Raw genomic sequence first — 23587 nt, 5'->3', positions numbered from 1 at the left:
TTTGAAAGTCACCCCTTGGCAGGACCGCATATTCTTCTGGCTTGAAAGCGCACTTGTGCCGGTCCTTACCCCAACCAGTTTGAGCGCACGTGGTGCTGATTACAATTTGAGACTATGGTACAAACTCTACAAAGTTTTACAAATTCATCATATTGGTGATTAAAAATACCTTTGCTTCTTATAATCATCAAATTGTCAGTTAAATTCACACTGTTCGCGTATTTCAGAACCAGGAATGACGCTTATTCTTCTGGACAAATCAGGAGCAGTCACCTGTCCTGACAGAAGAACAGAGGAACCCGTAAATGCCTCCAGCGCCCTCAAAGGACACTGCGGTCAAACGCTTTGACGCCATCATCATCGGTGCCGGAATCATCGGCTGCTCCATAGCCCGTGAACTTGCCGCAAAGGGCTACAGGACTTTGAATGTCGACGCGCTGCCAGCAGCCGGTTACGGATCGACGTCCAGTTCCGCTGCCGTCATCCGGACCTATTATTCGACGCTGGATGGAACGGCGATGGCTCTGGAGGGCTATCATGACTGGAAGAACTGGCCTGTTGACCTTGCTGCCGACGGCCGGGAGGAACTCGCCCGCTTCATCGACACCGGCACAGTTCTTATGAAGACCGCCGGTGACAAGACGCTCGGACAGATACTCAACCACTCCGATACGCTTGGCATCGACTACGAGCACTGGAGCCCCGCGCAAATCGAGGAAAACCTGCCCGGGTACAATCTGGAGTGCTTTGCCCCGGCCAAGACGATGGATGACGACACGTTTGGCATGCCGACAGGCGGGGAAATTGCAGGTGGCGTCTTCTTTCCTGCCAGCGGTTATGTGGACGACCCGCAGCTGGCGGCAAGAAACCTCAAGGAAGCCGCTGCGCGTCTCGGCGCCGAATTCAGCTTCAACACCAAGGTGGTCAGCATCATGGTGGCTGAGAACAGGGTCACCGGAATCACCTGCGAAGACGGACGGGTGTTCGAGGCCGGCATCGTCATCAACGCCGCAGGTCCTCATTCAGGCAAGGTAAACCGACTTCTTGATGGCGAAGCGGGTGTTCAGATCGGCCACCGTCCCCTCCGCCAGGAAGTGGTGCAGATCAAACCGCCCGAGAGTCTTGGCTATTCTCGAGAAGGCCTCATCGTCGCCGATGGGGACGTTGCCTGTTACGTCAAGCCCGGCAGCGGCGGACAACTGATGATCGGCAGCCTGAACCCGCCCTGCGATCCGCACATAGAGGAAGACCCTGACGATTTCCGCCGGGATCTCACGGATCGCGCCCTGACCTATGCTTATCGCTATTCACAGCGCGTGCCGGAACTTGGCGTCTCCCAACACCCCCTCGGCGTCGCAGATCTTTACGATGCCACCGATGACTGGCTGCCCATCTATGACCGCTCTGATGTCGACGGGTTCTATCTGGCCATCGGAACAAGCGGCAACCAGTTCAAGAACGCCATGGTCGCCGGACGCCTGATGAGTGAGCTGATCCAGTATTGCGAAGACGGTAACGATCATGACAGTCACCCCTTGCAGTTCGCTCTCCGTCACGTTGAACACACCATCAATACGGCAACGTTTTCCCGAAAAAGAGACCTGACAAAGGAAAGTTCGTTCTCGGTCCTCGGATAGGTTCAGCCAGCCTAGTCTCTGGTCCCTGAACAAACCGAATTCGGTCTTGGCGGGAGGCAGCAAATCAGGGTAAGCATCCAGGTCCCCTGACTATGAGGAGCGATCCGGTGGCCTGGTCCCCACAACAAGATGAAGCCCTGAAAGAAGCGGCTGCCTGGCTGAAGCGGGGCGACCGTCAGGTCTTCCGTCTGTTTGGCTTTGCAGGCACCGGCAAGACCACTCTCGCCCGTCACCTGGCCGAAGACATTGACGGTGATGTCTGTTTCGGTGCCTTCACCGGCAAGGCTGCTCATGTCCTGCGGCAAAAGGGCTGCGAGGACGCCGGCACGATCCACTCGCTCATCTATCGCCCGCGCTCTTCCAAGGAAGAAGAGGATCTGGACGACGACGATGAGGATGCTGGCCCGCAATTTGCGATCAAGCGGGACAGTGCAGCAGCTACGGCCAGCCTGATCGTCATCGACGAGTGCTCGATGGTCGACGAGGAACTCGGCAAGGACCTGCTTTCCTTCGGCACTCCGGTTCTGGTGCTGGGCGACCCGGCCCAGCTCCCCCCTGTAAAAGGCGGCGGTTATTTCACGGAAGCAGAGCCGGATGTCATGTTGACAGAGGTTCACAGGCAGGCGCAGGACAATCCGATTGTGCGCATGTCCATGACCATTCGCGACGGCGGCACGCTCGACTATGGCGAATTTGGAGAGAGCAAGGTCATTCATCGCCGCGAAATTGACAAACAGCAGATTCTGGCGAGCGACCAGGTGCTGGTCGGAACCAACAAGACCCGACGCCTTTACAACGGCCGCATCCGCGAGCTGAAAGAATTCACCACGCCCATGCCGGCGGTTGGCGACAAACTCGTCTGCCTGCGCAATGACAAGACCAAGGGCCTGTTGAACGGGGGGCTTTGGAACGTGAAGCGGTTGCGGCAGCCACGCGGCAACACCTTGCGTTTTGACGTGGTGTCCGAGGATGAAATCAGCAAGACGACCGTCAAGGTCAAAGTGCTCCCGGCCATGTTCGAGGATGGCGCTGAAAGCATCCCCTACGCCATCCGGCGCAAGGCGGATGAGTTCGACTACGGCTATGCGCTCACAGTGCACAAGGCACAAGGTTCCCAATGGGACGATGTCATCCTGTTTGACGAAAGCTGGGCTTTTCGTGAACACAAGAGCCGCTGGCTTTATACCGCTGTCACGCGAGCGGCAGAGCGCATCACTGTCGTAAGATAGGTGTTTCCGGTTCGTCTGCCATCGCGCGAGAAGCGCCGCAGACCGGCAATGCGCCAAGACCCGTCTCGATGAAGATCTTCAGGTCCGCATCGGAGGCACCGCTGCGACCCAACATTGCAATGGCCGAGAACTGACCATCCAGAAAGGTTGCCGCGCGGTCGACATCCGCGTCGGATGGCATTTCACCTGCCGCAACCGCCTTGATAAGCCGTTCCCTGATTGCAGTGTATCTGGACTCGCGCAGCCCGTTGACCAGCTCCTGATGCCGTTCCGAACCATAAGTGCAATCAACCAGGGCATTGACCAGAAAGCACCCCGAGGGCGTGCTCTTGTCGAGTGTCAGGTCCGCGACCGCGCCCAGAAAATCACGAAAATCATCGATGAAATGTCTGCGCGCCTGCTGGAGCCTGCCGAACACGGGACCGCCATAAGTCTCGAAATAGTGAAGCAGCGCCTTTTCGAAAAGCGCTTCCTTGTCGCCAAAAGCCGCGTAAAGGCCAGGCTTGGCCATTCCGGAAGCTTCCGAAAGATCGTTCATGGATGTTCCGGAATATCCATTTTGCCAGAAGGCGAGCATGACCGAGTGAAGCGCGTCTTTGGTGCTGATTTTTCTCGGCCGTCCACGTGCCATCGGTCTGTGCTCCTTTTAACAAACCGGATATCAAGTTCATGCAGGAACGGCAGACTTGAACGTAACAACTTCCGCACGTCCACTGCGCTCCATGTCCAGAGCATTCAATCACGATAATTTGGTCAAAGAATAGCTGTAATCGCCGTACGTAGAATACGCATTTTATTGCTCTACGTTCAAGGCACAGTAAAAAAACAACCAAAAGGTGTAAACCAATCCCTTTTTCCTCGAAGGCGTTTTCCCGTCACGGCAGAAAGGATTGTTAAGTTTTGGGTTTTCCGTCTCCAAACATTCTTCACCTCGGGCCAATTGGCAGTGGACGGCGCGGCTCTGTCTCTTTTCCGCCCGATTAAGGCGGAATATCTTCTGCGGCTCAAAAGTTTCCAATCTCGAAAGTCACCGCGTCAATGGTCAGCCTCACACATTCCGATCCGACCCCGACAGGCTCAAAGACTGTCCTTTCAGCAGAAACGGCGCTTCGCATCGCCCATCGCATCGCAGACGAAATCGGCTGCAAGGCGGGTCAGGTCAATTCGACCGTGCAGCTCCTGGACGAAGGGTCGACGGTGCCTTTCATTGCCCGCTACCGAAAGGAAGCAACGGGCGGTCTGGATGACAGCCAGCTGCGCAAGCTTGAAGAACGGCTGATCTATCTGCGCGAACTGGAAGACCGTCGCGTCGCGATCACCAAGTCGATCGACGAACAGGGCAAGCTCACGGATGACCTGACCAAGAGCATTCAGGCAGCGGAAACCAAGTCGCAGCTTGAAGACATTTACCTGCCGTACAAGAAAAAGCGTCGCACCAAGGCTCAGATTGCACGAGAAGCCGGTCTGGAACCGCTCGCCGACCTGTTGCTTGAAGACCCCTCCAAGACGCCGGAAACCGAAGCGTCAGGGTTCATCGATGAGGCAAAGGGTGTCGCGGACACCAAGGCGGCCCTGGATGGTGCCCGGCAAATCCTGATGGAGCGGTTTGCCGAAAATGCGGAGCTGGTGGGGCGCCTTCGCCGTTACCTGGAAGAACGGGGAGTCGTCCAGTCCAAGCTGATCGACGGCATGGCGGAAAAGGGCGCGAAATTCGCCGACTATTTCGACTATTCAGAGCAATGGTCGAAGATCCCCAGCCACCGGGCCCTCGCCCTTTTCCGGGGCCGGAACGAGGGCATCCTCTCCGTTGATCTGACGGTTGACGCCGATGATGTGTCTCCCGTTCTTCCCGCCGTGAAGATGGTCGCGGACACCTATGGCATTGCCGACGCCGGCCGTCCGGCGGACAAGTGGCTGATGGATGTCGCACGCTTTGCCTGGAAGGTGAAACTTGCACTCCATCTCGAACTCGATCTGATGGGCGTCTTGCGTGACAAGGCCGAGGAAGAAGCCATCCAGGTTTTTGCAAAGAACCTGAAGGATCTTCTGCTGGCTGCACCGGCAGGCGCCAAGGCGACACTTGGACTTGATCCCGGTATCCGCACGGGTGTGAAAGTCGCTGTTGTGGACGACACCGGCAAGCTCATCGACACGGCAACGATCTATCCGTTCCAGCCTCGCAATGACGTTTCCGGGTCGCGGGCGACCCTGCTTGCCTTGATCGCCAAGCACAAGGTCGGCCTGATAGCCATCGGCAACGGCACGGCGAGCCGCGAAACCGACAAGCTTGCTGGCGACGTTCTTTCCGACATTCCCACCGGGCAACGCCCGGTGAAGGTTATCGTCAACGAGGCAGGTGCGTCCGTCTATTCCGCCTCCGAACTGGCAGCCAAGGAAATGCCGGATGTCGATGTCTCCCTGCGCGGGGCAGCCTCCATTGCCCGGCGCCTGCAGGACCCGCTGGCCGAGCTGGTCAAGATCGAGCCGAAGTCCATCGGCGTCGGGCAGTATCAGCATGATGTCAACCAGACCAAACTGGCTCGCGCGCTGGATGCTGTTGTCGAAGATGCAGTGAACGCCGTCGGTGTCGATCTCAACACCGCGTCCCCGGCCCTGCTCTCACGCATTTCCGGATTGTCCGACAGCCTGGCCAAGGCCGTTGTCGAACACCGGGATTCGATTGGCCGCTTCGAAAAAAGAACTCAGCTGAAAGATGTTCCGCGCCTTGGTGCCAAGGCGTTCGAGCTTTGCGCCGGCTTCCTGCGGATCAATGACGGCAAGGAACCGCTCGATGCCTCTTCGGTTCACCCGGAAGCCTACCCGCTGGCCAAGAGGATCGTGAAGGCCTGCGGCCGCGATGTGCGTCAGATCATGGGCGACAATTCGCTGCTGAAGGGTCTGGATCCTGCGGAATATACGGATGAAAAATTCGGCCTGCCGACGGTGAAGGATATCTTCTCCGAGCTAGAAAAACCCGGCCGCGACCCGCGCCCGGAATTCAAGACCGCCGCCCTTCAGGAAGGGGTGGAAGAGATTTCGGACCTGAAGCCCGGCATGAAGCTGGAAGGCACGGTCACCAACGTCACCAACTTTGGCGCATTCGTGGATGTCGGCGTGCATCAGGACGGTCTTGTTCACGTGTCCCAACTCGCTGACCGGTTTGTCGATGACCCGCACCAGGTCGTCAAGGCCGGTGACATCGTCAAGGTCACCATTCTGGAGGTGGACGTACCGCGCAAGCGTATTTCCATGACCATGAAGTCACAGGCCGACTATCAGGGCCAGCGCGAGCGCTCGGACAAAGATCGCGGTGGTTCTCAGGGACGCGGTCCGGGCGGTAAGGGCCCAGGTGGCAGAGGCCCAGGCGGGCGCAGCCCTGGCGGTAGTGGTCCGCGCGGTGGCAAGGACGGCCCAAAGTCCTCAGGTGGAGATGGCGGTAACAACGCCATGGCGGCTGCGTTGGCAGCCGCTATGAACAAGAAACGAAAGTGATCTTTCGTCAGGCGAAGACTTCCGCTTCAGCAAGCGGAAGCTCGCCTTGCTCTCGCAGGTCTTTGAGGTAGGCTCGGCAGACTAGCACTGAAAGAACCGCATCTCCGTAGACACCAATCAGATTGGAAAGCAAAAGCATAATACCGCCAATCATATTTACCTCTCCGGTGTCACTTACCGGCATCATCTCGAGTGCCGAAAATTGGAAAATTAAGGAAAACACGAATTCAACAAATATAAACGGACCAAATAGAAAAATAATACGAGGTAGGAAATAGCGGACTTGGCGGCCTGCTCTGTGGACCGCTGCCAATATTTGAGATTGATTTCCAACAATTTGTGCAGGTAGAGCAGTACCGAAAATAAACATCGGCAAAACAATGGTAAATCCAAGGCCTAAGAAAAGCGCTATGAACACCATGTTTGGGCTCAACACCTCCTCCGGAATCAGATTTAGAGCGAGCACTACACCCCACCCTCCCAATAGTGACGGCAGAAATATTAGAAAAACGTACCTCAGCACAAACTGACGCTGAGGCCTCCCAAAGACTTTTTGCTTGGGCTTCAACTCCAAAAAATTGGCACACAAGTAGAAGAGAAAGAAACCTACCACAAGCGCGTACGGAATCCCCCATATCAAATCGCCGTCGTAATGCTCCGATAACACGTCCATGACACAAATAATGACAAAGTAGACGAGCGCGAGCGCACGACATGCTTGCAAGACTCCAAAGGCCTGCGAAAATACGTTGGTTTTCTTGGCCACCCCAACCACCCTTTTTCTGCAATTGTTGCCGATATTCATTTCAACCGAGTAATGGCAGCGCAGAACAAATACAATCAAAAGTTCAACCGGTATCCCGTTCCCGGGAACGGTACTGCGCAACGTTGAACCGTGTCCCGCACCGCTTTGAGCAAAACCGCTGTCGTCCAGCCTTGGTTTTGTCATGGAAAATCTCTTCGCAGGGAGCCGACTGACAGACCCGCAGCCGTTCGGGGGCACCTTGTTTCAGTGCAAAGAACCCGAGGGTGCTCCAGGAAACCAGGCGCTTGACGGCTGACTGTTTTTGTCGGGGAAATACCGCAACCTTACCCTCGTCATCTTGTCCCAGTTTCCAGTCTGACTCGAGAGCCGTTTCAAGACGCTGCCGGGTTGACTGATCGTTCTCCAATCCTGCCGCAAGATCCAAGAACGCCTTGCGCAGGATATCCCGGTGCGGGCGAAGGTCCCTGCCAATGCGTGCCGCATCCTCCTCGTCTTCAAGAAGTGGTCGAAGAAATTCAGTCGCTATTTCCGCGTCCGCCAGACTGTCGACCGGGTCGCGCATCGGGTCATGCGTGTTGGCAAGATCGATTGCAAACGACATCGCCTCTTCCAGAGAATTCAATGTAAGCAGTATTTTCATTTTAATTGATTACCAATCATGTTAGTAAGCACTATTATATCGAACAAGGCTTACACATGAAACCGTCTGACATCTCCCTTTGGCGCATGTCCACCGCGATGGCTGCTTCCGGCCTCGGCATCACATTGATGAAGATCGCCTTGCCGACCTTGACAGGGACGACAGGCTTTTCAACGGCCGCAATTGGCCTGGTAACGGGCGCAATAACAATTGCCTGGCCGCTATTTGGCCTAATTGCAGGCTGGGGCCTCGACCGCTTTGGCCGAATTGCCGGCTATCGAATGGGAACACTTGCAGCCGGAGCCGCAGCACTGATTTTTCTGACTTTCCCGGAGACAGTCGAACAACAGATCACACTGCTTGGTCTGTTGGGGCTGATGGTTGGCATCGGGGAGGTTCTGACGGAAACCTCCGGCCAGACCATCGTGCCGGACCTGGTTGATAAACACAGCCTGCATCGTGGCAACTCCATGCTCCAGGGTGCCAAGACGGTGGCGGCAACTTTGCTGGCGCCTTTCCTGATCGCACTATTGCTGGCACCTTCCCCATTGGCTGTCTTTTTTCTGGCCGCAGTCGCGACCACGCTCAGTTTCTTTGCCTTGCCGAAACCTGCCCGCAGCACCCAAAGCACACAAAAAGGCTTACAGGGTTTCTTTGACGGAGCGAAGTTCCTGTTGCGCTCACCTGTACATCGCTGGATCACGATATTGCTGATGGCGATGTCGATAACCTGGGGAGCGTGGATGACCCTGATCATCCCCTATGCACTTTCGGAAGGTCATCTCAACATCGGCGTGTCGGGGATTGGATACGTCATGACCGCAATGGGGTGCGGTTCCCTGATCGGCGCATTTTTCTATCAACCACTCAGAACCTGGCTTGGCGACGCCAAGGTTCGCGCGCTCGACCCGATTGCGACACTTATCTTCATTCTCGTTCCGGCCTTCGGCTTCGGTCTCGAAGCAGTCTTGCTTTCTGCTCTGGTTGCAGGTGCCGGCGGTGTGACCTGGTCAATTTCAATTGCCTCGTTTCAGCAGGAAACCGTCCACCCAACCTTGCTTGGACGGACAGTCGCAGCCTATCGCTGGATCGGGTGGACAGGCTTCTTTGCAGGCTCGAGCGTCAGTGGCTTTTGCGCCGACCTGTTCGGGTTGCAGACCGCATTCTTTTTCTTTGCTGCTCCTGCGCTGCTTGCTCTTGTCGCCTATCTTTTTGCCGGCCTCACCACGCGAGCCGCTGAAGGTGCCGTTGCTCCTTCTGAAATCGTCGACTGAGTAGTGCACATCTTTACTCGAGCAAGATCAGTCACTTTGGACGCTCCAGAGCAACGGGCACCTGTGTGAGCGAACATACCTCCATCGAGGTAAACCCAACCAATGGCCAAGAAGGCCATTTAGTTGTAGCGTTTAGGAGATTGGTTCAAGCGCGACAGTCTTAGTTATGAAGGAACAGGAACCGAACGAGCACTGGCCCAACCAGGACATCGAGTCCGGAACCCTTGGCGCGCTTGCCCATCTCTACAGGGCGGAGGTCTTTCGCAGCACACATTGGCGCACCCGCCTCGACAACACCACAAACTGGGCCGTGGTGACCACCGGCATCGCCCTTTCGGCGACTTTCTCGAACAAGGATGCCTCGCCTCTTCCCATGGTTCTTGTGGGACTTTTGGTGACGGTGTTTCTGATCCTGGAGGCACGCCGGTACCGTTATTACAACTTGTTCCGTGCTCGTGCGCGCCTGATGGAGTCGGACTTCTACGCACCGATCCTCTACGGCCGAAAGGTTCCCTGGGGCGGCTCCTGGAGCAAGATGCTGGCAGATGACTACGAAACACCCCACTACCATATCAGCCTGGTGCGGGCGGCCGGTCGAAGGCTGCGCAGCAACTATTCCTGGATCCTCGCGATCCAGGCGGTCTCTTACTACGGCAAGCTTGCGATCCACCCCGAACCGCTGACAACACTTTCAGAAGCCTTTGACCGGGCTTCCATTGGTGTCATTCCGGGAAGCTGGGTCATGCTGGCGGGTGTGTTCTTCCATGCCAGCTGGGTGATCTTCGCCATCGTCACCTACCGGCTCGACCAGATCTACCGTGCGCAACGGCAGTCACCGATGGAACAGATCTGAGCCGTCCACTCTGCGATCAGAACCGGTCAGCCGCAAACGGACCAACATCAATTGCCGACGGCTTTTTCTCAATCATATCCGCGATCAATTCACCGGTGACGGCCGACTCCGTCAGACCATGGTGCGCATGGCCAAAGGCGTAAAAGACGCGGTCATGGCGTGATGCCGGTGAAATGACCGGCAGACTGTCGGGGATGGACGGACGATATCCCATCCAGCGTTCCCCACCCTCAATTTGCAGGTCCGGATAAAACAGCCGGGCCTTCGCCACCATCGCATCGACCCGCTTCCAGTTTGGCGGCAGATGAAGACCACCGAATTCCACCGCGCCCCCGACGCGCAAACCGGTCGAGAGTGGACTGATGACAAACCCGTGCCCCGGCAACATGATCATGCGTTTTACCTGCACACCGGGCTCGGGAACGGTAATGTTATAGCCACGCTCCGTGTCGAGCGGGATGGCGTCTCCAAGCTGTGCGGCCAAGGTCTTCGACCACGCTCCACAGGCGATCACTAGGTGCTCGGCATCAATCTTCCGGCCATCCTTGAGTGACACTCCACAGCCTGCAGCTTTCGGTTCGAGCCCTGCAATCTCGGCCACCACGAATTCGACACCCTGCCCCTTCAGCCAGTCGGCTATGGAAAGGCACAGGATTTTCGGGTCATCCACCTGCATCCAGCCCGGAACAAGGGCGCCACCGACTACCCTTGCGGACAGGTCTGGTTCCAGTTCACGAATTGCACCGGCATCGAGTTCCTCAATCGAAATCCCGAATTCTCGCTGCTCGTCCCAACCTTCCCTCGCACTTTTCAAAGTGGCTTCCGCGTCGAAAATTTCCAGGCATCCGTCCTTTCGCACCTGGTTATGCGTTCCGGAGGCGCGCCATAGCCGCTCCCAGGCTGGCAAAGCCGCCCCGTTCAAATCCGCCAGTGCCTTCGTGCTGCTCTCGACGCGCTTCGGATTGGAAGCAGCCAGAAACCGGATCATCCAGGGCAGGATCTTAAGAGCATAGGCAGGACGCACGGTGAGGGGCCCCAAAGGGTCAGCAAACCACTTCAACGCCTGTTTCCAAAGCCCGGGAGACGCAAGCGGAGCAACATCCGTCCAGGCAATCGCCCCTGCATTTCCACGACTTGTACCTGCGGCCGGACCCTCGCGGTCCAGAACCGTCACCTGAAACCCGCGCTGTACGAGATTTGCGGCTACAGCCAGGCCGATGATGCCTGCTCCTGCCACGTAGACATGACCCTTGCTCATAAAAGCGTTCAATCAAGCTTTTGCTGATTTGGCAATAGCGGGAAGCCCTTACCAAGCTCACATCACACCGGAAGCAATCGATGTTTTCTGGCACCTTCCCTCAGATCAACAACTGATATATTTACAATACATCTGACAGTGAAAGGAATTCGGAACCCATGACGGGAGACCTCAGTCAATCCGCCCAAGCTTATCGGCAACTGGAAGAAGGCATTGTGACCCTGAAACTGAAACCGGGGGAAGCAGTGACTGAAGTGGCCCTCGCGCAGCGCCTGGGTTTGGGAAGAACTCCCATCCGGGAAGCTCTCCAACGGCTCAGCTGGGAAGGCCTCCTGACGATCCGCCCGCGCCTTGGCGTCATCATTGCGGAGATGAACCCGTCCGATTTCATCAAGGTTCTCGATGCAAGGCACGCCCTTGAACGCCTAGTGGTCGGTTCTGCTGCGCGTCTTGCCAGTCAGGAAGAGCGCAAGACCCTTGAGAGCTGCGCCGAAGACATGCGTGAAGCTGCCTCCGTTCCAGACGTTGAAGAGTATCTGCGTCTCGACAAGGCTTTCGACGAGGTCGTTGCCCAGGCCGCATGCAATCCGTTTGCGGCAAAGGCCCTGGCACCGTTACAGACCCAGTGCCGACGCTTCTGGTACCGGCATTTTGGTCAGGCTGACCTGAACCCTGCGGCCTGGAGCCATTTGGAGGTCATGCAGGCCATCGCCAGCGGTGACGAGAATGCTGCCATGGAACAGGTTGAAAACCTGATGTTTTACCTGCGGCGGCAGGCAACGGCTCTCTTGAGTCTGCCCAGATAGCCACCGCCACAGGTCGTTCAAGCTGCCTAGTTCTGCCCGGCCAGTTCGATTTCGCGATCCGGCGCGTCTTCCGGCTTCAAGAGCCAGGAAAGGAGCGCCAGCGCCAGCGCTGCACCAATAAGTTCAGCGACAATGAAGCCCGGAAGGTCCACCGGACGAATGCCGGCAAACGTATCGGTGAAACTGCGCGCGATCGCCACCGCCGGATTGGCAAAGGATGTCGAGGCCGTGAACCAGTAGGCTGCAGTGATATAGAGGCCGACGAGCCAGGGAACGGCGGCTTCACGAAATCTTATCCCGGCCAGAATGGTGGCAAGAAGACCGAAGGTCGCCACGATTTCCGCCACCCATTGCGCCGGACCGGTTCGTACGGTGGTTGAAGCCTGCCAGACAGGCAGGTCAAACATCACATGGGCAATCAGCGAACCTCCGATGCCGCCGGCAATCTGCGCCGCGATGTAACAGAGGCCGATTGCCAGAGACAGCTCCCGGCGCAGCCAGAACACGAAGGTAACGGCAGGGTTGAAATGGGCTCCCGAGATCGGCCCAAGGATCGTAATCAAAACCACAAGGATCGCACCGGTCGGGATGGTGTTTCCAAGCAGCGAGACCGCAACATCATCGGACAGGTTGTCAGCCATGATGCCGGAGCCGACCACGGTTCCGACGAGCATGGCCGTACCAAGCGCTTCGGCGACCAGCCGCCGTGACATACTGAATTCAGACATTTCCTGTTTCCTGAGCATCGGATGCAGCGCCGATGGCTGCAAGCCGGGTTTTGCCGTCCTTGGCGGTAAAGACTTCGTCGCCCATTGCCAACATGGCACTGATGCGGCGCTCCAGACGGTCATAGGCAAGATCGAAGGCATCGCCGCGCGTCGCCTCATCCCCTTCCACCGAGGCCGGATCCGGGATGCCCCAATGCACAACAAGCGGATGACCCGGCCAGACCGGACAGGCCTCCCCAGCCGCGCTGTCACACACGGTTACAATGAGATCCATTTCGGGAGTATCCGGCCCTGAGAATTCATCCCAGCTCTTGGACCTGAAACCGTCCGTCGGCAGACCGCGTCTTTCAAGGCAGGCCAGCGCATCCGGGTTCACGGTTCCCCTTGGCGTCGAACCAGCAGAAAAGGTTGCGAACCGGCCCTCGCCAAGATGACGCAACAGCGCCTCACCCAGAACCGATCGGGCCGAGTTGGCCGTACAAACGAACAAAACATTACGCATAAGATATTGCCCCGATTGAGAATTGAGCGTCAGCACGCCTCATTGTCTGAACACGCGCCTGTCATGGCGATGTTCATGATCGGCGCGCACAGTTCGGGATTGCCACCGCAACAGTCCTGCAGCAGATAGGTCACCAGAAACTGCATCGTCCCAAGATCCGCCCGATAGTGGATTGAACGCCCGTCCCGCTCGGAATTCACCAGCCCGGACCGCGACAAGGCAGCCAGATGGGTCGACAATGTGTTCGGGCGCACCTTCAGCGCATCCGATATTGCCCCTGCCGTCATGCCTTCCTTTCCTGCTTTCACCAGCAGGCGAAAGACGTCGAGGCGTGTTTCCTGACCTAGGGCGGCCAAAGCGTGGAGTGCGTCTTCTTTTTCCATATTTCGAGAATACTCGAATTATGGAAAAATACAATTCCAAAAACCAGGCCCAAAGCGACTAGACGCCTCGGAAGGCAAACATTGCGTGGGCCATCACAGCCGCCGTAAGGAAAGCTGTCAGGGCGAATACCGCCTGATATCCCCCCAACGCGTAAGCTGCACTGGAGGCGGTCAGGCCAACGGTCCCGCCGATGATCTGGGAAGTCATCGCAATCCCTCCACCCTGACCATGCTTGTATTCGGGCAAGGCCTCGGCGATGGCAGCCCTTGTGGGCGTGAAAAGGAAAGGAAAAGAGAGACCGGCAATGACAAGACCGGGTGCAAAGACCAGTGCATTTTTCACCGGCTCCGTCACAAGCAGCCAGACAGACGATATCAATAGAAGGGTCAGCCCGCAGGCAACAAGTTGCCTCTTCGGTGTCCTATCGGCAATCCGGCCGCAAAGTGCGGAGGCCGGCGGCGTCAAGACAGGTGCCAGCATGACCAACACACCCGCCCACAGCGGACTGAGCTTCAACTCCGTTTGCGCGTAAAGGGCGACGAACACGAAGAGAGGCATCTTCGCGTATTGAGTTATGAAGAGCGTAAGGTTGCTGGCAGCAAAGACTGGACTGGAAAACAACCGGACTTCAATCAACGGAAGCTCAAGCCTGGACTCCACCCGGAAAAACGACCCAAGCAGAACGACACCTGCAAACAGACACGCCCAGATCACCGGGCTTCCCCACCCCCAGCTATCGGCCTCCATCAGCGCAAAAATGGCAAAACACATGCCCGAGGCGATCAGAAGCAGGCCCAACCAGTCGATTTTCTCCCCCCGCGGTCGATCGACATCCCGCCAGGTGACCGTGACGATGACCCCGACCGCAACGGCAACAAAGGGATTGATCCAGAAAATCCAGCGCCATGAAAGCAGGTCTGTGAAGAGACCGCCCACCAGGGGACCGAGCGCCAGAAATATCGTGCCGACCGCGCTGCTTGTGGCCAGAGCCCCTCCCCGAACATCCTTTGGAAAGGTCATTGTGATCATCGCCAGGAAAATCGGGAAGATGATCGCTGCCCCAACACCTTGTAGTGCTCTCGCTGCAATCAGGATTTCACCAGTTGGGGCAAAACCACAGGCAATCGAGCACAGCGCAAACAGCGTCAGCCCAATGAGAAAAACCCTGAGCATGCCGAACAGATCCGCCAGCTTGCCCCCCACGGCCACCAGACATGCAAAGGAAAGCAGATAGGCGTTCACCACCCAATGAGCACCACCTTGCGATAATCCAAAGGTTTCCTGAATGGTTGGAAGCGCGATCCCGACAACCGTTTCATCGAGCAGAACGAGGCCGAGCACACAGCTGACCGCACCAAGCAACCACCATCTGCGTTTCACTTCGCTTGATGCAGTCACGAGGTCTGCCCGACCTGCTCGCGGTGGAAGGCAATCAGAGCGAAACAGAGCAGAATGCCAAACAGCAAAGCCGCTCCCCCGAAAACCACCTGAAAACCGCCGATGGGCAACAGAGCGCTGGACAGCGAAAGACCGACTGTCCCGCCGATCATCTGGAATGTCATGGCGATACCGCCACCTTGACCGTGCTTGTATTCCGGCAAGGCATCCATGATCGCCGCCCTGCTTGGCACCACGAGGAAGGGAAAAGCCATGCCGGACAAGGGCAGTCCGATGGCAAACAGGACAAGGCTCTTGTGAGGCGCAACGAGACAAAGCCACGCCAGGCAGAGACCCGTTCCAGCAATGCCGAAGAGGCTCAGGTTTCTATAAGAAAACGTTCGGGTCAGCCGTCCGCAGGTCAGCGCTGCAAAAGGCTGCAGGATGGGAGCCAGCATGACGAACGCTCCGGCCTCAAGCGGGCTCAGTCTAAGTTGCCCCTGCGCATAAAGTGCCACGAAGACAAACAACATGATCTTTGCGTATTGCGCCATGAAGATCGTCAGATTGCTGCTGGTGAAGACCCAGCTGGAAAAGAGCTGCACTTCGATCAAGGGAGATTGAAGGCCGGCCTCCACCCGGCAAAACATCAGCAACAAAGAGACACCGGCAATTAAAGACGCCCAGATGCCCGGGTTAAGCCAACCCCAGTTGTCGGCCTCCATAAGCCCGAACACGACTGCAAACATGCCCGATGCGATCAGCAGCAGCCCGGCCCAATCGATGCGTCGCCCGGGAGGCCTGGCAACGTCGCGAAATGTCAGGGTGACGATGGTACCGATACCAATCGCGACGATTGGATTGATCCAGAAAATCCAGCGCCACGAAACCAGATCGGTGAGCAGGCCTCCCACCAACGGCCCCAGCGCCAGAAACGTTGTTCCGACGGATCCACCGACGGCAATCGCGAAACCCCGCTCCTCCTTGGCGAAAGTCATGCCGACCATCGCGACATAGAGCGGAAAGATGATTGCAGCCCCGACACCCTGCGTCGCGCGCGCAGCAATCAGGAATGTCCCGGATGGTGAAAGTCCGCAGGCGATCGAACTGAGGCTGAAGATGACAAGCCCGGTTAGAAAGACACGCAATGTGCCGTAGATGTCGGCCAGTTTGCCGCCAATCGCAACGAAGCAGGCGAAGGTCAGAAGATAGGCATTCACCACCCAGTGCGCCTCGGTTGAGGTCAGGCCGAAATCTTTCTGAATGGTCGGAAGAGCGATCCCGACGACGGTTTCGTCAAGGAGAATGACGCCCAATACGCAGGCGACGCCTCCGAGAAGCCACCATCTGCGGTTTGTTTCAGATATCAAAAACAAAAAAAGCTCCCGACCAACAGTCGGGAGCTTAATGGAACCGGCTTCAGCCGGAAACCGAAGATTGTACCATCAGGCTCATGCCGCCTTGGCAGCCAACCGCTTCCTGATGCTATCGACATCCGCACGTGGTGTCGCCGCGAACAGGGTCTTGGTGTAGTCGTGCTGCGGGTTGTTGAACACTTCGTCCCGCGTTCCGTACTCCACCACTTCACCGAAATACATCACCATGACCTTGTCTGCGATGTAACGCACCACCGAAAGGTCATGCGAAATGAAGACATAGGTCAGGCCCATCTCGTCCTGAAGGTCGGCGAGCAGATTGAGGATCTGCGCCTGAACGGACAGATCCAGCGCGGAAACCGGCTCGTCAAGCACAAGAAGTTTCGGCTTCATCATGATCGCGCGGGCGATGGCGATACGCTGACGCTGGCCGCCGGAGAACATGTGCGGATAACGGCCGTAGTGCTCCGGCTGAAGGCCAACCTTCTGCAACATCTGCAGGGCCAGATCCTTGCGCTCGGCAGCTGGCATATCGGTATTCAGCAGCAGAGGCTCTTCCAGAACGTGGCCGATTTTCTGGCGCGGGTTCAGCGACCCGTATGGATTCTGGAAAACGATCTGCACTTTCTGCCGCATTTCCTTGGAGATACCTGTCTTGGAAATGTCGATCGGCAAGCCGTCGATCTCGATGGAACCGGACGTTTGTGCATCGATCATGGTCAGCATGCGGGCAAGCGTTGACTTGCCACAGCCACTTTCACCAACAACCGCGAGCGTGGACCCACGCTCGACATCCAGGCTGACCCCTTTGACGGCCGTCAGCTGCGAAGCCTTTTTGAACAGGCCACCCTTGATGTCGTAGGTTCTGTAGACGTCACGGACCTTGAGAATAACATCATCGGACATCTTAGAAGCCTCCCGCTTCTGCAAAATCGCTCACCGTGGGCAACCGGTCTCCGGTCGCGTTTTCCGGCAGGGCCGAAAGGAGAGCTTTCGTGTACGGGTTCTGCGGGTTTTCAAAGAGGGAAAGCACGCTGGCTTCTTCCATCTTGCGCCCCTTGTACTGCACGATCACGCGGTCAGCGGTTTCGGCCACAACACCCATGTCATGGGTGATCATGATCAGGCCCATGCCGCTGTCCTGCTGCAGCTTCACGATCAGATCGAGGATCTGTTTCTGAATGGTCACGTCGAGCGCCGTCGTCGGCTCATCCGCAATCAGCAGCTTGGGAGAACAGGCAATTGCCATGGCGATCATCACGCGCTGGCACTGTCCCCCCGACATCTGGTGCGGAAATGCATTCAGCCGGCCTGCCGGATCAGGAATACCGACGGCAGTCATGATCTCGATGACGCGATCCTTGATCTGCTTTCCCTTGAGTTCGGTGTGCGCCTTCAGAGTTTCGCTCAACTGAAAACCGACGGTGAAACACGGGTTCAGGCTGGCGATCGGTTCCTGGAAAATCATGGAGATATCCCGGCCGATCACCTTGCGCTTTTCCTTTGCCGACAGGGTGCGAAGATCAAGACCTTCGAATTCCATCTTGTCGGCAGTGATCGTCGCGCTGTCTGGAAGCAGACCCATGGTCGCCAGCATGGCAACGGACTTTCCGGATCCGGACTCCCCAACGATGGCAAGCACCTCGCCGGCATCAACCGTGTAGTCGACACCGTCCAGCGCCTTGAACGGACCTTTGGCGGTGTCGAACTCGACCTTCAGGTTTCTGATTTCAAGAAGAGACATTGGCTTAGCTCCTCTTCAGTTTCGGGTCGAGCGCATCGCGCAGGCCGTCACCGACCAGGTTGATGGCAAGAACGGTGATCAGGATCGCAAGGCCCGGGAAAGTCACGACCCACCATGCACGCAGGATGAATTCGCGCGCTTCGGCCAGCATGGTGCCCCATTCCGGTGTTGGCGGCTGCGCTCCCATACCAAGGAAACCGAGTGCGGCAGCGTCCAGGATGGCATTCGAGAAGGACAGGGTTGCCTGAACGATCAGCGGCGCGAGGCAGTTCGGCAGGATCGTCTTGAACATCAGCCGCATGTGGCTTGCACCAGCGACTTTCGCGGCCACCACATAGTCTCTCGAACGTTCGGCCAGAACCGCTGCGCGGGTGAGACGCACGAAGTGAGGTTGCAGGACGATGGCAATTGCGATCATCGCATTGATCAGGCCCGGGCCGAGGATCGCGACAAGCACAAGGGCAAGCAGCAGCGACGGGAATGCCAGGATGATGTCCATGATACGCATGATGAACGTATCGACGGAACCACGCATGTATCCGGCGACAACCCCGATGATGATGCCACCGGTCAGCGCAATGGTGACCACCATGACACCAACCAGAAGCGACAACCGCGCACCGAAAATCAGGCGGGAGAGGATGTCGCGACCGACGGCGTCCGTTCCGAGAATGAACGTGGCCTTGCCACCTTCTTCCCAGAATGGCGGAACAAGAAAGCTGTCCCGGTACTGGAAGTCGGGGTTATGCGGCGCAAGAAGAGGTGCGAACACCGCGGTGAGGACCAGTAGCGCGAAGATCACCAGACCGATGACCGCGCCCTTGTTCTGCGAGAAGTAGTACCAGAACTCGGTCAGCTGCGCCTTGGTGGCGTTGCGGCTTTCCGCTTCCAGTTTCGAGGTATCGGCCTTTGTGACCGGGGACGTGTTTGTCATTTTCTAACCCTCGGCTCAGTGGTGGCGGATACGCGGATTGATCAGGCCGTAAAGCACGTCCACGATCAGATTGACCAGCATGATGATACCGGCAATCAGCAACAGGCCACCCTGAACGACCAGGTAGTCGCGTCGGGAAATACTGTCGACCAGCCACTTGCCGATCCCGGGCCAGGAGAAGATCGTTTCCGTCAGGATCGCACCTGCCAGCAGCACTCCGACCTGAAGACCGATTGTGGTCACAACCGGGATCAGCGCATTGCGCAGGGCATGCAGGCCGATCACCGCACGAGGCGGCAGGCCCTTTGCCCGGGCGGTGCGGACATAATCCTCGCCCAGAACTTCTAGCATGGCTGAACGGGTCTGACGGGCAATCACCGCGAGCGGAATGGTCGCCAGCACGATCGACGGCAGGATCAGATGCCGGACCGCGGACAGGAAGGCGCCCTTTTCCCCTGACAGCAGACTGTCGATCAACATGAAACCCGTCACTTGCGGGAAGAAGAACATCAGCGAAATACGCCCGGAAACAGGCGTCCAGCCCAGAATGCCTGAAAAGAAGATGATCAGCAGAAGGCCCCACCAGAAAATCGGCATGGAATACCCCACAAGTGCGGTTCCCATGATCGCCTGATCGGCGACCGATCCACGTTTCACGGCCGCGAAAATACCCGCTGGGATACCGACACAGACTGCGATGATGATGGCACAGATAGCCAGTTCGGCAGTCGCCGGGAAAAGGGTCATGAACTCGTCGAGCACAGGCTTCTTGGAGACGAACGAGATGCCAAGGTCACCTTGGAAAATGCCGAAGATGTAGTCGAGATACTGCTGCCAATAGGGTTTGTCGAAGCCCAGCTGGCTCAGAACTTCGGCCCGGCGCTCAGGCGAGATACCGCGCTCGCCGGCCAGAAGTTCGGCCGGGTCCCCGGGCAACAGTCGAATGAATGCAAAGGAGACCAGGGTGACGCCGATAAACGTCGGTATCAACAGACCGAGACGGCCTAGAAGAAAACGGAGCATGTCAGGTTCCAGATACGAAGAACCAGCGGATCCAGTCACGTGAGATGAAAGCATCCGCCGGTCATAATGTTTGAAGGCGCCGGCATTACTGCCAGCGCCTCCCTAAATCAAGCGGGTTTATTCCGCAATGTCCACGCCGTCGAACCAATGGCCGCCAAGCGGATCCATCACGTAACCGGTGACCTTAGCGGACATCGGCATGAAGACGACGGAGTGAGCGATGGTTGCCCAAGGAGCTTCTTCCTTGAAGACGACCTGTGCTTCTTCGTAGAGCTTCGTGCGCTCTGCCTTGTCGGTAACGGTCTTCGCTTTCTGAATGACAGCTTCGAAGTCGTCGTTACACCACTGGGCACGGTTGGAACCACCGACGCCGTCACAACCGAGCAGAACGGCCAGGAAGTTGTCCGGATCGCCGTTGTCACCGGTCCAGCCGAGTAGTACGGCACCGTCACGGTTCACGTCCTTGGAACGGGACAGGTACTCACCCCATTCGTAGGAAACGATTTCGACGTTGACACCGACATTCGCAAAGTCAGCCTGAATGACTTCCGCCATACGGCGGGCATTCGGGTTGTACGGACGCTGGACAGGCATCGCCCAGATCTTCATGTCGAGGTTTTCAACACCGGCAGCGGCCAGCATTTCCTTGGCCAGGTCCGGGTTGTAGTCGTCGTCCTGGATCGCCTCGTTGTAGGACCACATGGTCGGCGGGATCGGGTTCTTCGCAGCCTGACCGGAGCCCTGGAAAACGGCGTCGAGGATCGCCTGCTTGTTGATCGCGTGGTTCAGCGCCTTACGGACTTCCTTCTTGTCGAACGGAGCCACTTTGGTGTTGTAGGCGAGATAACCGACGTTCAGGCCCTGCTGTTCCATCAGCGTCAGGTTGCTGTCGTCGCGAATGTCGGCGATATCGGCCGGAGCCGGATACGGCATGACGTGACATTCACCAGCTTTCAGCTTCTGCAAGCGAACGGCTGCATCCGGTGTGATCGCGAAGATCAGGTTGTCGATGGGCTGCTTGCCACCCCAGTAGTCCGGATGCGCAGCATAACGGATCACGGCATCTTTCTGGTAACCGACGAAGGAGAACGGGCCGGTGCCGACCGGCTGCTGGTTCATCTGTTCCTTGGTGCCGGCAGCTTCCAGCTGAGCAGCATATTCAGCCGAAACGATCGACGCGAAGTCCATCGCCAGGTTGGCGACCATCGGAGCTTCCGGACGGTTCAGGACAAACTTGACCGTATGATCGTCGACCTTGACGATTTCCTTGATGAGGTCCGGCATGGACATGCCGTTGAAGTATTCCCACGCGGTGCCCGCAGTATACTCGTGCCAAGGATTGTCTTTCTTCAGCTGACGCTCGAAGGAAAAGATTACGTCGTCGGCGTTGAAGTCACGCGTCGGTGTGAAGAAGCTGGTCGTGTGGAACTTGACGCCTTTACGCAGGTTAAAGGTGTATTCCAGACCGTCTTCGGAGACTTCCCAGCTCTCTGCGAGACCCGGAACAACTTCCGTTGTGCCGCGCTTGAACTCGACAAGCCGGTTGTAGAGCGGCTTGGAGGACGCGTCGAAAGTTGTGCCCGCAGTGTAAAGAGCCGTATCGAAGCCTTCAGGCGAACCTTCGGAGCAATAAACAAGAGTTTTTGCAGACGCGCCGGTTGCTGCAATCACAGCAAGGCTGGCGCCAAGAAGGGTTGCCTTCAAGGATTTTTGGAAATTCATCAAACTGTTCTCCCCTTGATGAAGAGCAAGGGCCTTGCATCGTTGAACCGTGCAATGGAGTTAAGCCCGAGCCAGCGCAAACTAAGGCGTTTTTTTGGCAGAAAATCAACCACCAACATATTTCTAATTTGGGCCCGGTTTTGAAATATTTTTGCTAGGTAAGCTATGCTGCCGTATATTTTTAATGCGCAGAATTTAACTCAATAGAAACAAATACCGCAACGGCACCAAAATTCGCCCAATCCATAAGGCTTTGAAATAAAAAGGCTCCCGCTAATGCGGGAGCCTCGAATTTCTTCAATCCTGCGTAGTACGGGTTCGATTGACCGCATCCTGCCAACCGGCAAGCAGTCGGGACCGTTCCGCCTCTTCCAGCTGAGGGTCGAACCGTTTTTCCAGTTTCCACTGCGCCGCGAAGGTTTCCTGGCCCGGCCATATTCCAGCTTTGGAGCCGGCAAGCCAGGCAGCGCCCAGCGCCGTGGTTTCTGCGACCGTCGGCCGGTCGACCGAAGCCCCTAGAATGTCGGCCAGAAACTGCATGGTCCAGTCAGATGCGGTCATGCCTCCGTCCACCCGCAAAACGGGCTGCTCGGCACCGGACCAATCGGCCCGCATTGCCTCGACCAGATCGCTCGTCTGATAACCGACGCTTTGCAGAACCGCCCGGGCAATCTCTTTCGGCCCGGTACTCCGCGTAAGACCGAACATGGCGCCACGGGCATCCGCATCCCAATAAGGAGCCCCGAGTCCAACGAATGCCGGAACAATATAAACGTCCTGATTCGGATCGGCCTGCTCGGCAAGAGGCTGGGTTTCGCCCGCATTTTCAATGAGACCAAGACCGTCGCGAAGCCACTGTACGGCAGCGCCCGCCACAAAAATCGAGCCTTCCAGAGCGTAGGTCGTTTTACCGTTCAGACGATAGGCAATGGTTGTCAGCATACGGTTATTGGACCGTACCGGCGTGTCTCCGGTGTTCATCAGGGCAAAGCAACCGGTCCCGTAAGTCGACTTGACCATGCCGGGATTGAAGCAGGCCTGACCGACTGTCGCGGCCTGCTGATCGCCGGCGACACCGAGGATCGGCAGGGATCGTCCGAACAGCTCCGGCTTTGTCATGCCGAAATCGTCCGCACTGTCCTTGACCTCCGGAAGAAGGCTCATCGGAATGTTGAGCAACGCGCAAAGCTCTTCGTCCCAGACATTGTCATGAATGTTGTAGATCAGTGTCCGCGCCGCATTCGTGGCGTCAGTCGCGTGAACTTCGCCTTCCGTCAACTGCCAGATCAGCCACGTGTCCACGGTGCCGAACGCCAACTCACCACGCTCGGCGCGCTCGCGTACACCTTCGACATTGTTCAGGATCCAGGCGATTTTCGTGCCGGAAAAATAAGGATCGAGAAGAAGACCTGTCTTGAAGGTGAATTTCTCTTCCAGACGCCTTGCACGCAAGTCGGATGTGCGGCGGTCCTGCCAGACAATCGCGTTGTAAACCGGCTCTCCCGTTGAACGGTCCCAGATAAGCGTCGTCTCACGCTGGTTGGTAATGCCGATCGCGGCAACATCCGCACCACCGTCAGGAGCCTTTTCCATGGCATCCCGGCAAACCCGAAGCGTGCTCGTCCAGATGTCCGCTGGTGAATGTTCCACCCAGCCCGATTTCGGGAAGTGTTGCGGAAACTCCTGCTGGCCTACGCTGACTGGATTGAAATCATCGCCGAAAACAATCGCGCGGCTTGACGTTGTGCCCTGGTCTATCGCCAACACACATCCGGCCATGGCGCACCTCCCGTTGGTTATTGCATTTATTAAAGAAACTGCCGGCAAAACCGGCAGTAGAAG

Annotated in this window: 21 protein-coding genes; 6 read left to right on the top strand and 15 right to left on the bottom strand. The window is 57.1% G+C overall.

Annotated elements, in window-relative coordinates:
* The first annotated feature begins 305 nt into the window (after nt 1–305).
* Together ABLO27_RS21260 and ABLO27_RS21255 are read left to right on the top strand one after the other, a co-directional pair.
* Nucleotides 306–1637: an NAD(P)/FAD-dependent oxidoreductase gene (locus ABLO27_RS21260; RefSeq protein ID WP_353035496.1), complete on the top strand. Its 1332-nt coding sequence runs from the start codon at nt 306–308 to the stop codon at nt 1635–1637.
* Between the two features lie 107 nt (nt 1638–1744).
* Complete coding sequence (locus tag ABLO27_RS21255; protein WP_353035495.1) at nt 1745–2866, top strand: ATP-dependent DNA helicase; 1122 nt, start codon at nt 1745–1747, stop codon at nt 2864–2866.
* On the opposite strand, the gene ABLO27_RS21250 is transcribed toward ABLO27_RS21255, so the two are convergent.
* Nucleotides 2850–3497 carry a TetR/AcrR family transcriptional regulator gene (locus ABLO27_RS21250; protein ID WP_353035494.1) on the bottom strand — a complete coding sequence of 216 codons (648 nt, stop codon included), beginning with the start codon at nt 3495–3497 and terminating at the stop codon, nt 2850–2852. The two genes, ABLO27_RS21255 and ABLO27_RS21250, sit on opposite strands and share 17 nt — an antisense overlap.
* 407 nt (nt 3498–3904) lie before the next feature.
* On the opposite strand from ABLO27_RS21250, the gene ABLO27_RS21245 reads away from it, so the two are divergent.
* On the top strand, nt 3905–6358 hold the full coding sequence (locus tag ABLO27_RS21245) for a Tex family protein (protein WP_353035492.1): 2454 nt from the start codon (nt 3905–3907) through the stop codon (nt 6356–6358).
* A gap of 7 nt (nt 6359–6365) precedes the next feature.
* On the opposite strand, the gene ABLO27_RS21240 is transcribed toward ABLO27_RS21245, so the two are convergent.
* Both ABLO27_RS21240 and ABLO27_RS21235 read right to left on the bottom strand, forming a co-directional pair.
* Complete coding sequence (locus ABLO27_RS21240; protein WP_353035490.1) at nt 6366–7307, bottom strand: hypothetical protein; 942 nt, start codon at nt 7305–7307, stop codon at nt 6366–6368.
* Nucleotides 7207–7764: a CGNR zinc finger domain-containing protein gene (locus tag ABLO27_RS21235; protein ID WP_353035489.1), complete on the bottom strand. Its 558-nt coding sequence runs from the start codon at nt 7762–7764 to the stop codon at nt 7207–7209. Before ABLO27_RS21235 ends, ABLO27_RS21240 begins: the two co-directional genes overlap by 101 nt.
* A 56-nt stretch (nt 7765–7820) precedes the next feature.
* Here ABLO27_RS21235 and ABLO27_RS21230 point away from each other — a divergent pair, with 56 nt between their 5' ends.
* Both ABLO27_RS21230 and ABLO27_RS21225 read left to right on the top strand, forming a co-directional pair.
* Nucleotides 7821–9038, top strand: coding sequence for an MFS transporter (locus ABLO27_RS21230; RefSeq protein ID WP_353035488.1), 1218 nt, complete (start codon nt 7821–7823; stop codon nt 9036–9038).
* Nucleotides 9039–9204: 166 nt separating this feature from the next.
* Complete coding sequence (locus ABLO27_RS21225) at nt 9205–9891, top strand: DUF2270 domain-containing protein (RefSeq protein ID WP_353035486.1); 687 nt, start codon at nt 9205–9207, stop codon at nt 9889–9891.
* Nucleotides 9892–9907: 16 nt separating this feature from the next.
* On the opposite strand, the gene ABLO27_RS21220 is transcribed toward ABLO27_RS21225, so the two are convergent.
* Nucleotides 9908–11149 (bottom strand): NAD(P)/FAD-dependent oxidoreductase, encoded by a 1242-nt coding sequence (locus ABLO27_RS21220; RefSeq protein ID WP_353035485.1) that lies wholly within the window; start codon nt 11147–11149, stop codon nt 9908–9910.
* A 158-nt stretch (nt 11150–11307) separates the two neighbouring features.
* Between ABLO27_RS21220 and ABLO27_RS21215 the strand changes: the two genes are divergently transcribed.
* Nucleotides 11308–11955, top strand: coding sequence for a GntR family transcriptional regulator (locus ABLO27_RS21215; protein ID WP_353035484.1), 648 nt, complete (start codon nt 11308–11310; stop codon nt 11953–11955).
* Nucleotides 11956–11981: 26 nt separating this feature from the next.
* Here ABLO27_RS21215 and ABLO27_RS21210 read toward each other — a convergent pair whose 3' ends face one another.
* The 11 genes from ABLO27_RS21210 to glpK form a co-directional block, all read right to left on the bottom strand.
* Nucleotides 11982–12683, bottom strand: coding sequence for an MIP/aquaporin family protein (locus ABLO27_RS21210; RefSeq protein ID WP_353035483.1), 702 nt, complete (start codon nt 12681–12683; stop codon nt 11982–11984).
* Nucleotides 12676–13185 (bottom strand): arsenate reductase ArsC, encoded by a 510-nt coding sequence (locus tag ABLO27_RS21205; protein ID WP_353035482.1) that lies wholly within the window; start codon nt 13183–13185, stop codon nt 12676–12678. Before ABLO27_RS21205 ends, ABLO27_RS21210 begins: the two co-directional genes overlap by 8 nt.
* Before the next feature lie 29 nt (nt 13186–13214).
* Entirely contained in the window at nt 13215–13568 is a 354-nt protein-coding gene (locus tag ABLO27_RS21200; RefSeq protein ID WP_353035480.1) for an ArsR/SmtB family transcription factor, read from the bottom strand.
* A 58-nt stretch (nt 13569–13626) separates the two neighbouring features.
* Nucleotides 13627–14967 carry an MFS transporter gene (locus tag ABLO27_RS21195; RefSeq protein ID WP_353035479.1) on the bottom strand — a complete coding sequence of 447 codons (1341 nt, stop codon included), beginning with the start codon at nt 14965–14967 and terminating at the stop codon, nt 13627–13629.
* Nucleotides 14964–16322 carry an MFS transporter gene (locus ABLO27_RS21190; RefSeq protein WP_353035478.1) on the bottom strand — a complete coding sequence of 453 codons (1359 nt, stop codon included), beginning with the start codon at nt 16320–16322 and terminating at the stop codon, nt 14964–14966. Before ABLO27_RS21190 ends, ABLO27_RS21195 begins: the two co-directional genes overlap by 4 nt.
* Before the next feature lie 75 nt (nt 16323–16397).
* Nucleotides 16398–17228, bottom strand: a complete 831-nt coding sequence (locus ABLO27_RS21185) for a dipeptide ABC transporter ATP-binding protein (RefSeq protein WP_353035476.1) — start codon at nt 17226–17228, stop codon at nt 16398–16400.
* A gap of 1 nt (nt 17229) precedes the next feature.
* Nucleotides 17230–18066 carry an ABC transporter ATP-binding protein gene (locus tag ABLO27_RS21180; RefSeq protein WP_353035475.1) on the bottom strand — a complete coding sequence of 279 codons (837 nt, stop codon included), beginning with the start codon at nt 18064–18066 and terminating at the stop codon, nt 17230–17232.
* A 4-nt stretch (nt 18067–18070) separates the two neighbouring features.
* Nucleotides 18071–19000 (bottom strand): ABC transporter permease subunit, encoded by a 930-nt coding sequence (locus tag ABLO27_RS21175; RefSeq protein WP_353035473.1) that lies wholly within the window; start codon nt 18998–19000, stop codon nt 18071–18073.
* A 15-nt stretch (nt 19001–19015) separates the two neighbouring features.
* On the bottom strand, nt 19016–20023 hold the full coding sequence (locus ABLO27_RS21170; RefSeq protein ID WP_353035472.1) for an ABC transporter permease subunit: 1008 nt from the start codon (nt 20021–20023) through the stop codon (nt 19016–19018).
* Nucleotides 20024–20140: 117 nt separating this feature from the next.
* Complete coding sequence (locus ABLO27_RS21165; RefSeq protein ID WP_353035470.1) at nt 20141–21745, bottom strand: ABC transporter substrate-binding protein; 1605 nt, start codon at nt 21743–21745, stop codon at nt 20141–20143.
* Between the two features lie 297 nt (nt 21746–22042).
* Nucleotides 22043–23524 (bottom strand): glycerol kinase GlpK, encoded by a 1482-nt coding sequence (glpK, locus tag ABLO27_RS21160; protein WP_353035469.1) that lies wholly within the window; start codon nt 23522–23524, stop codon nt 22043–22045.
* Between the last annotated feature and the right edge of the window lie 63 nt (nt 23525–23587).

It is taken from the genome of Roseibium sp. SCP15 (assembly GCF_040329435.1).
In the GTDB taxonomy this organism is placed as follows: domain Bacteria; phylum Pseudomonadota; class Alphaproteobacteria; order Rhizobiales; family Stappiaceae; genus Roseibium.
This window is presented reverse-complemented; position numbering and strand designations above follow the sequence as displayed.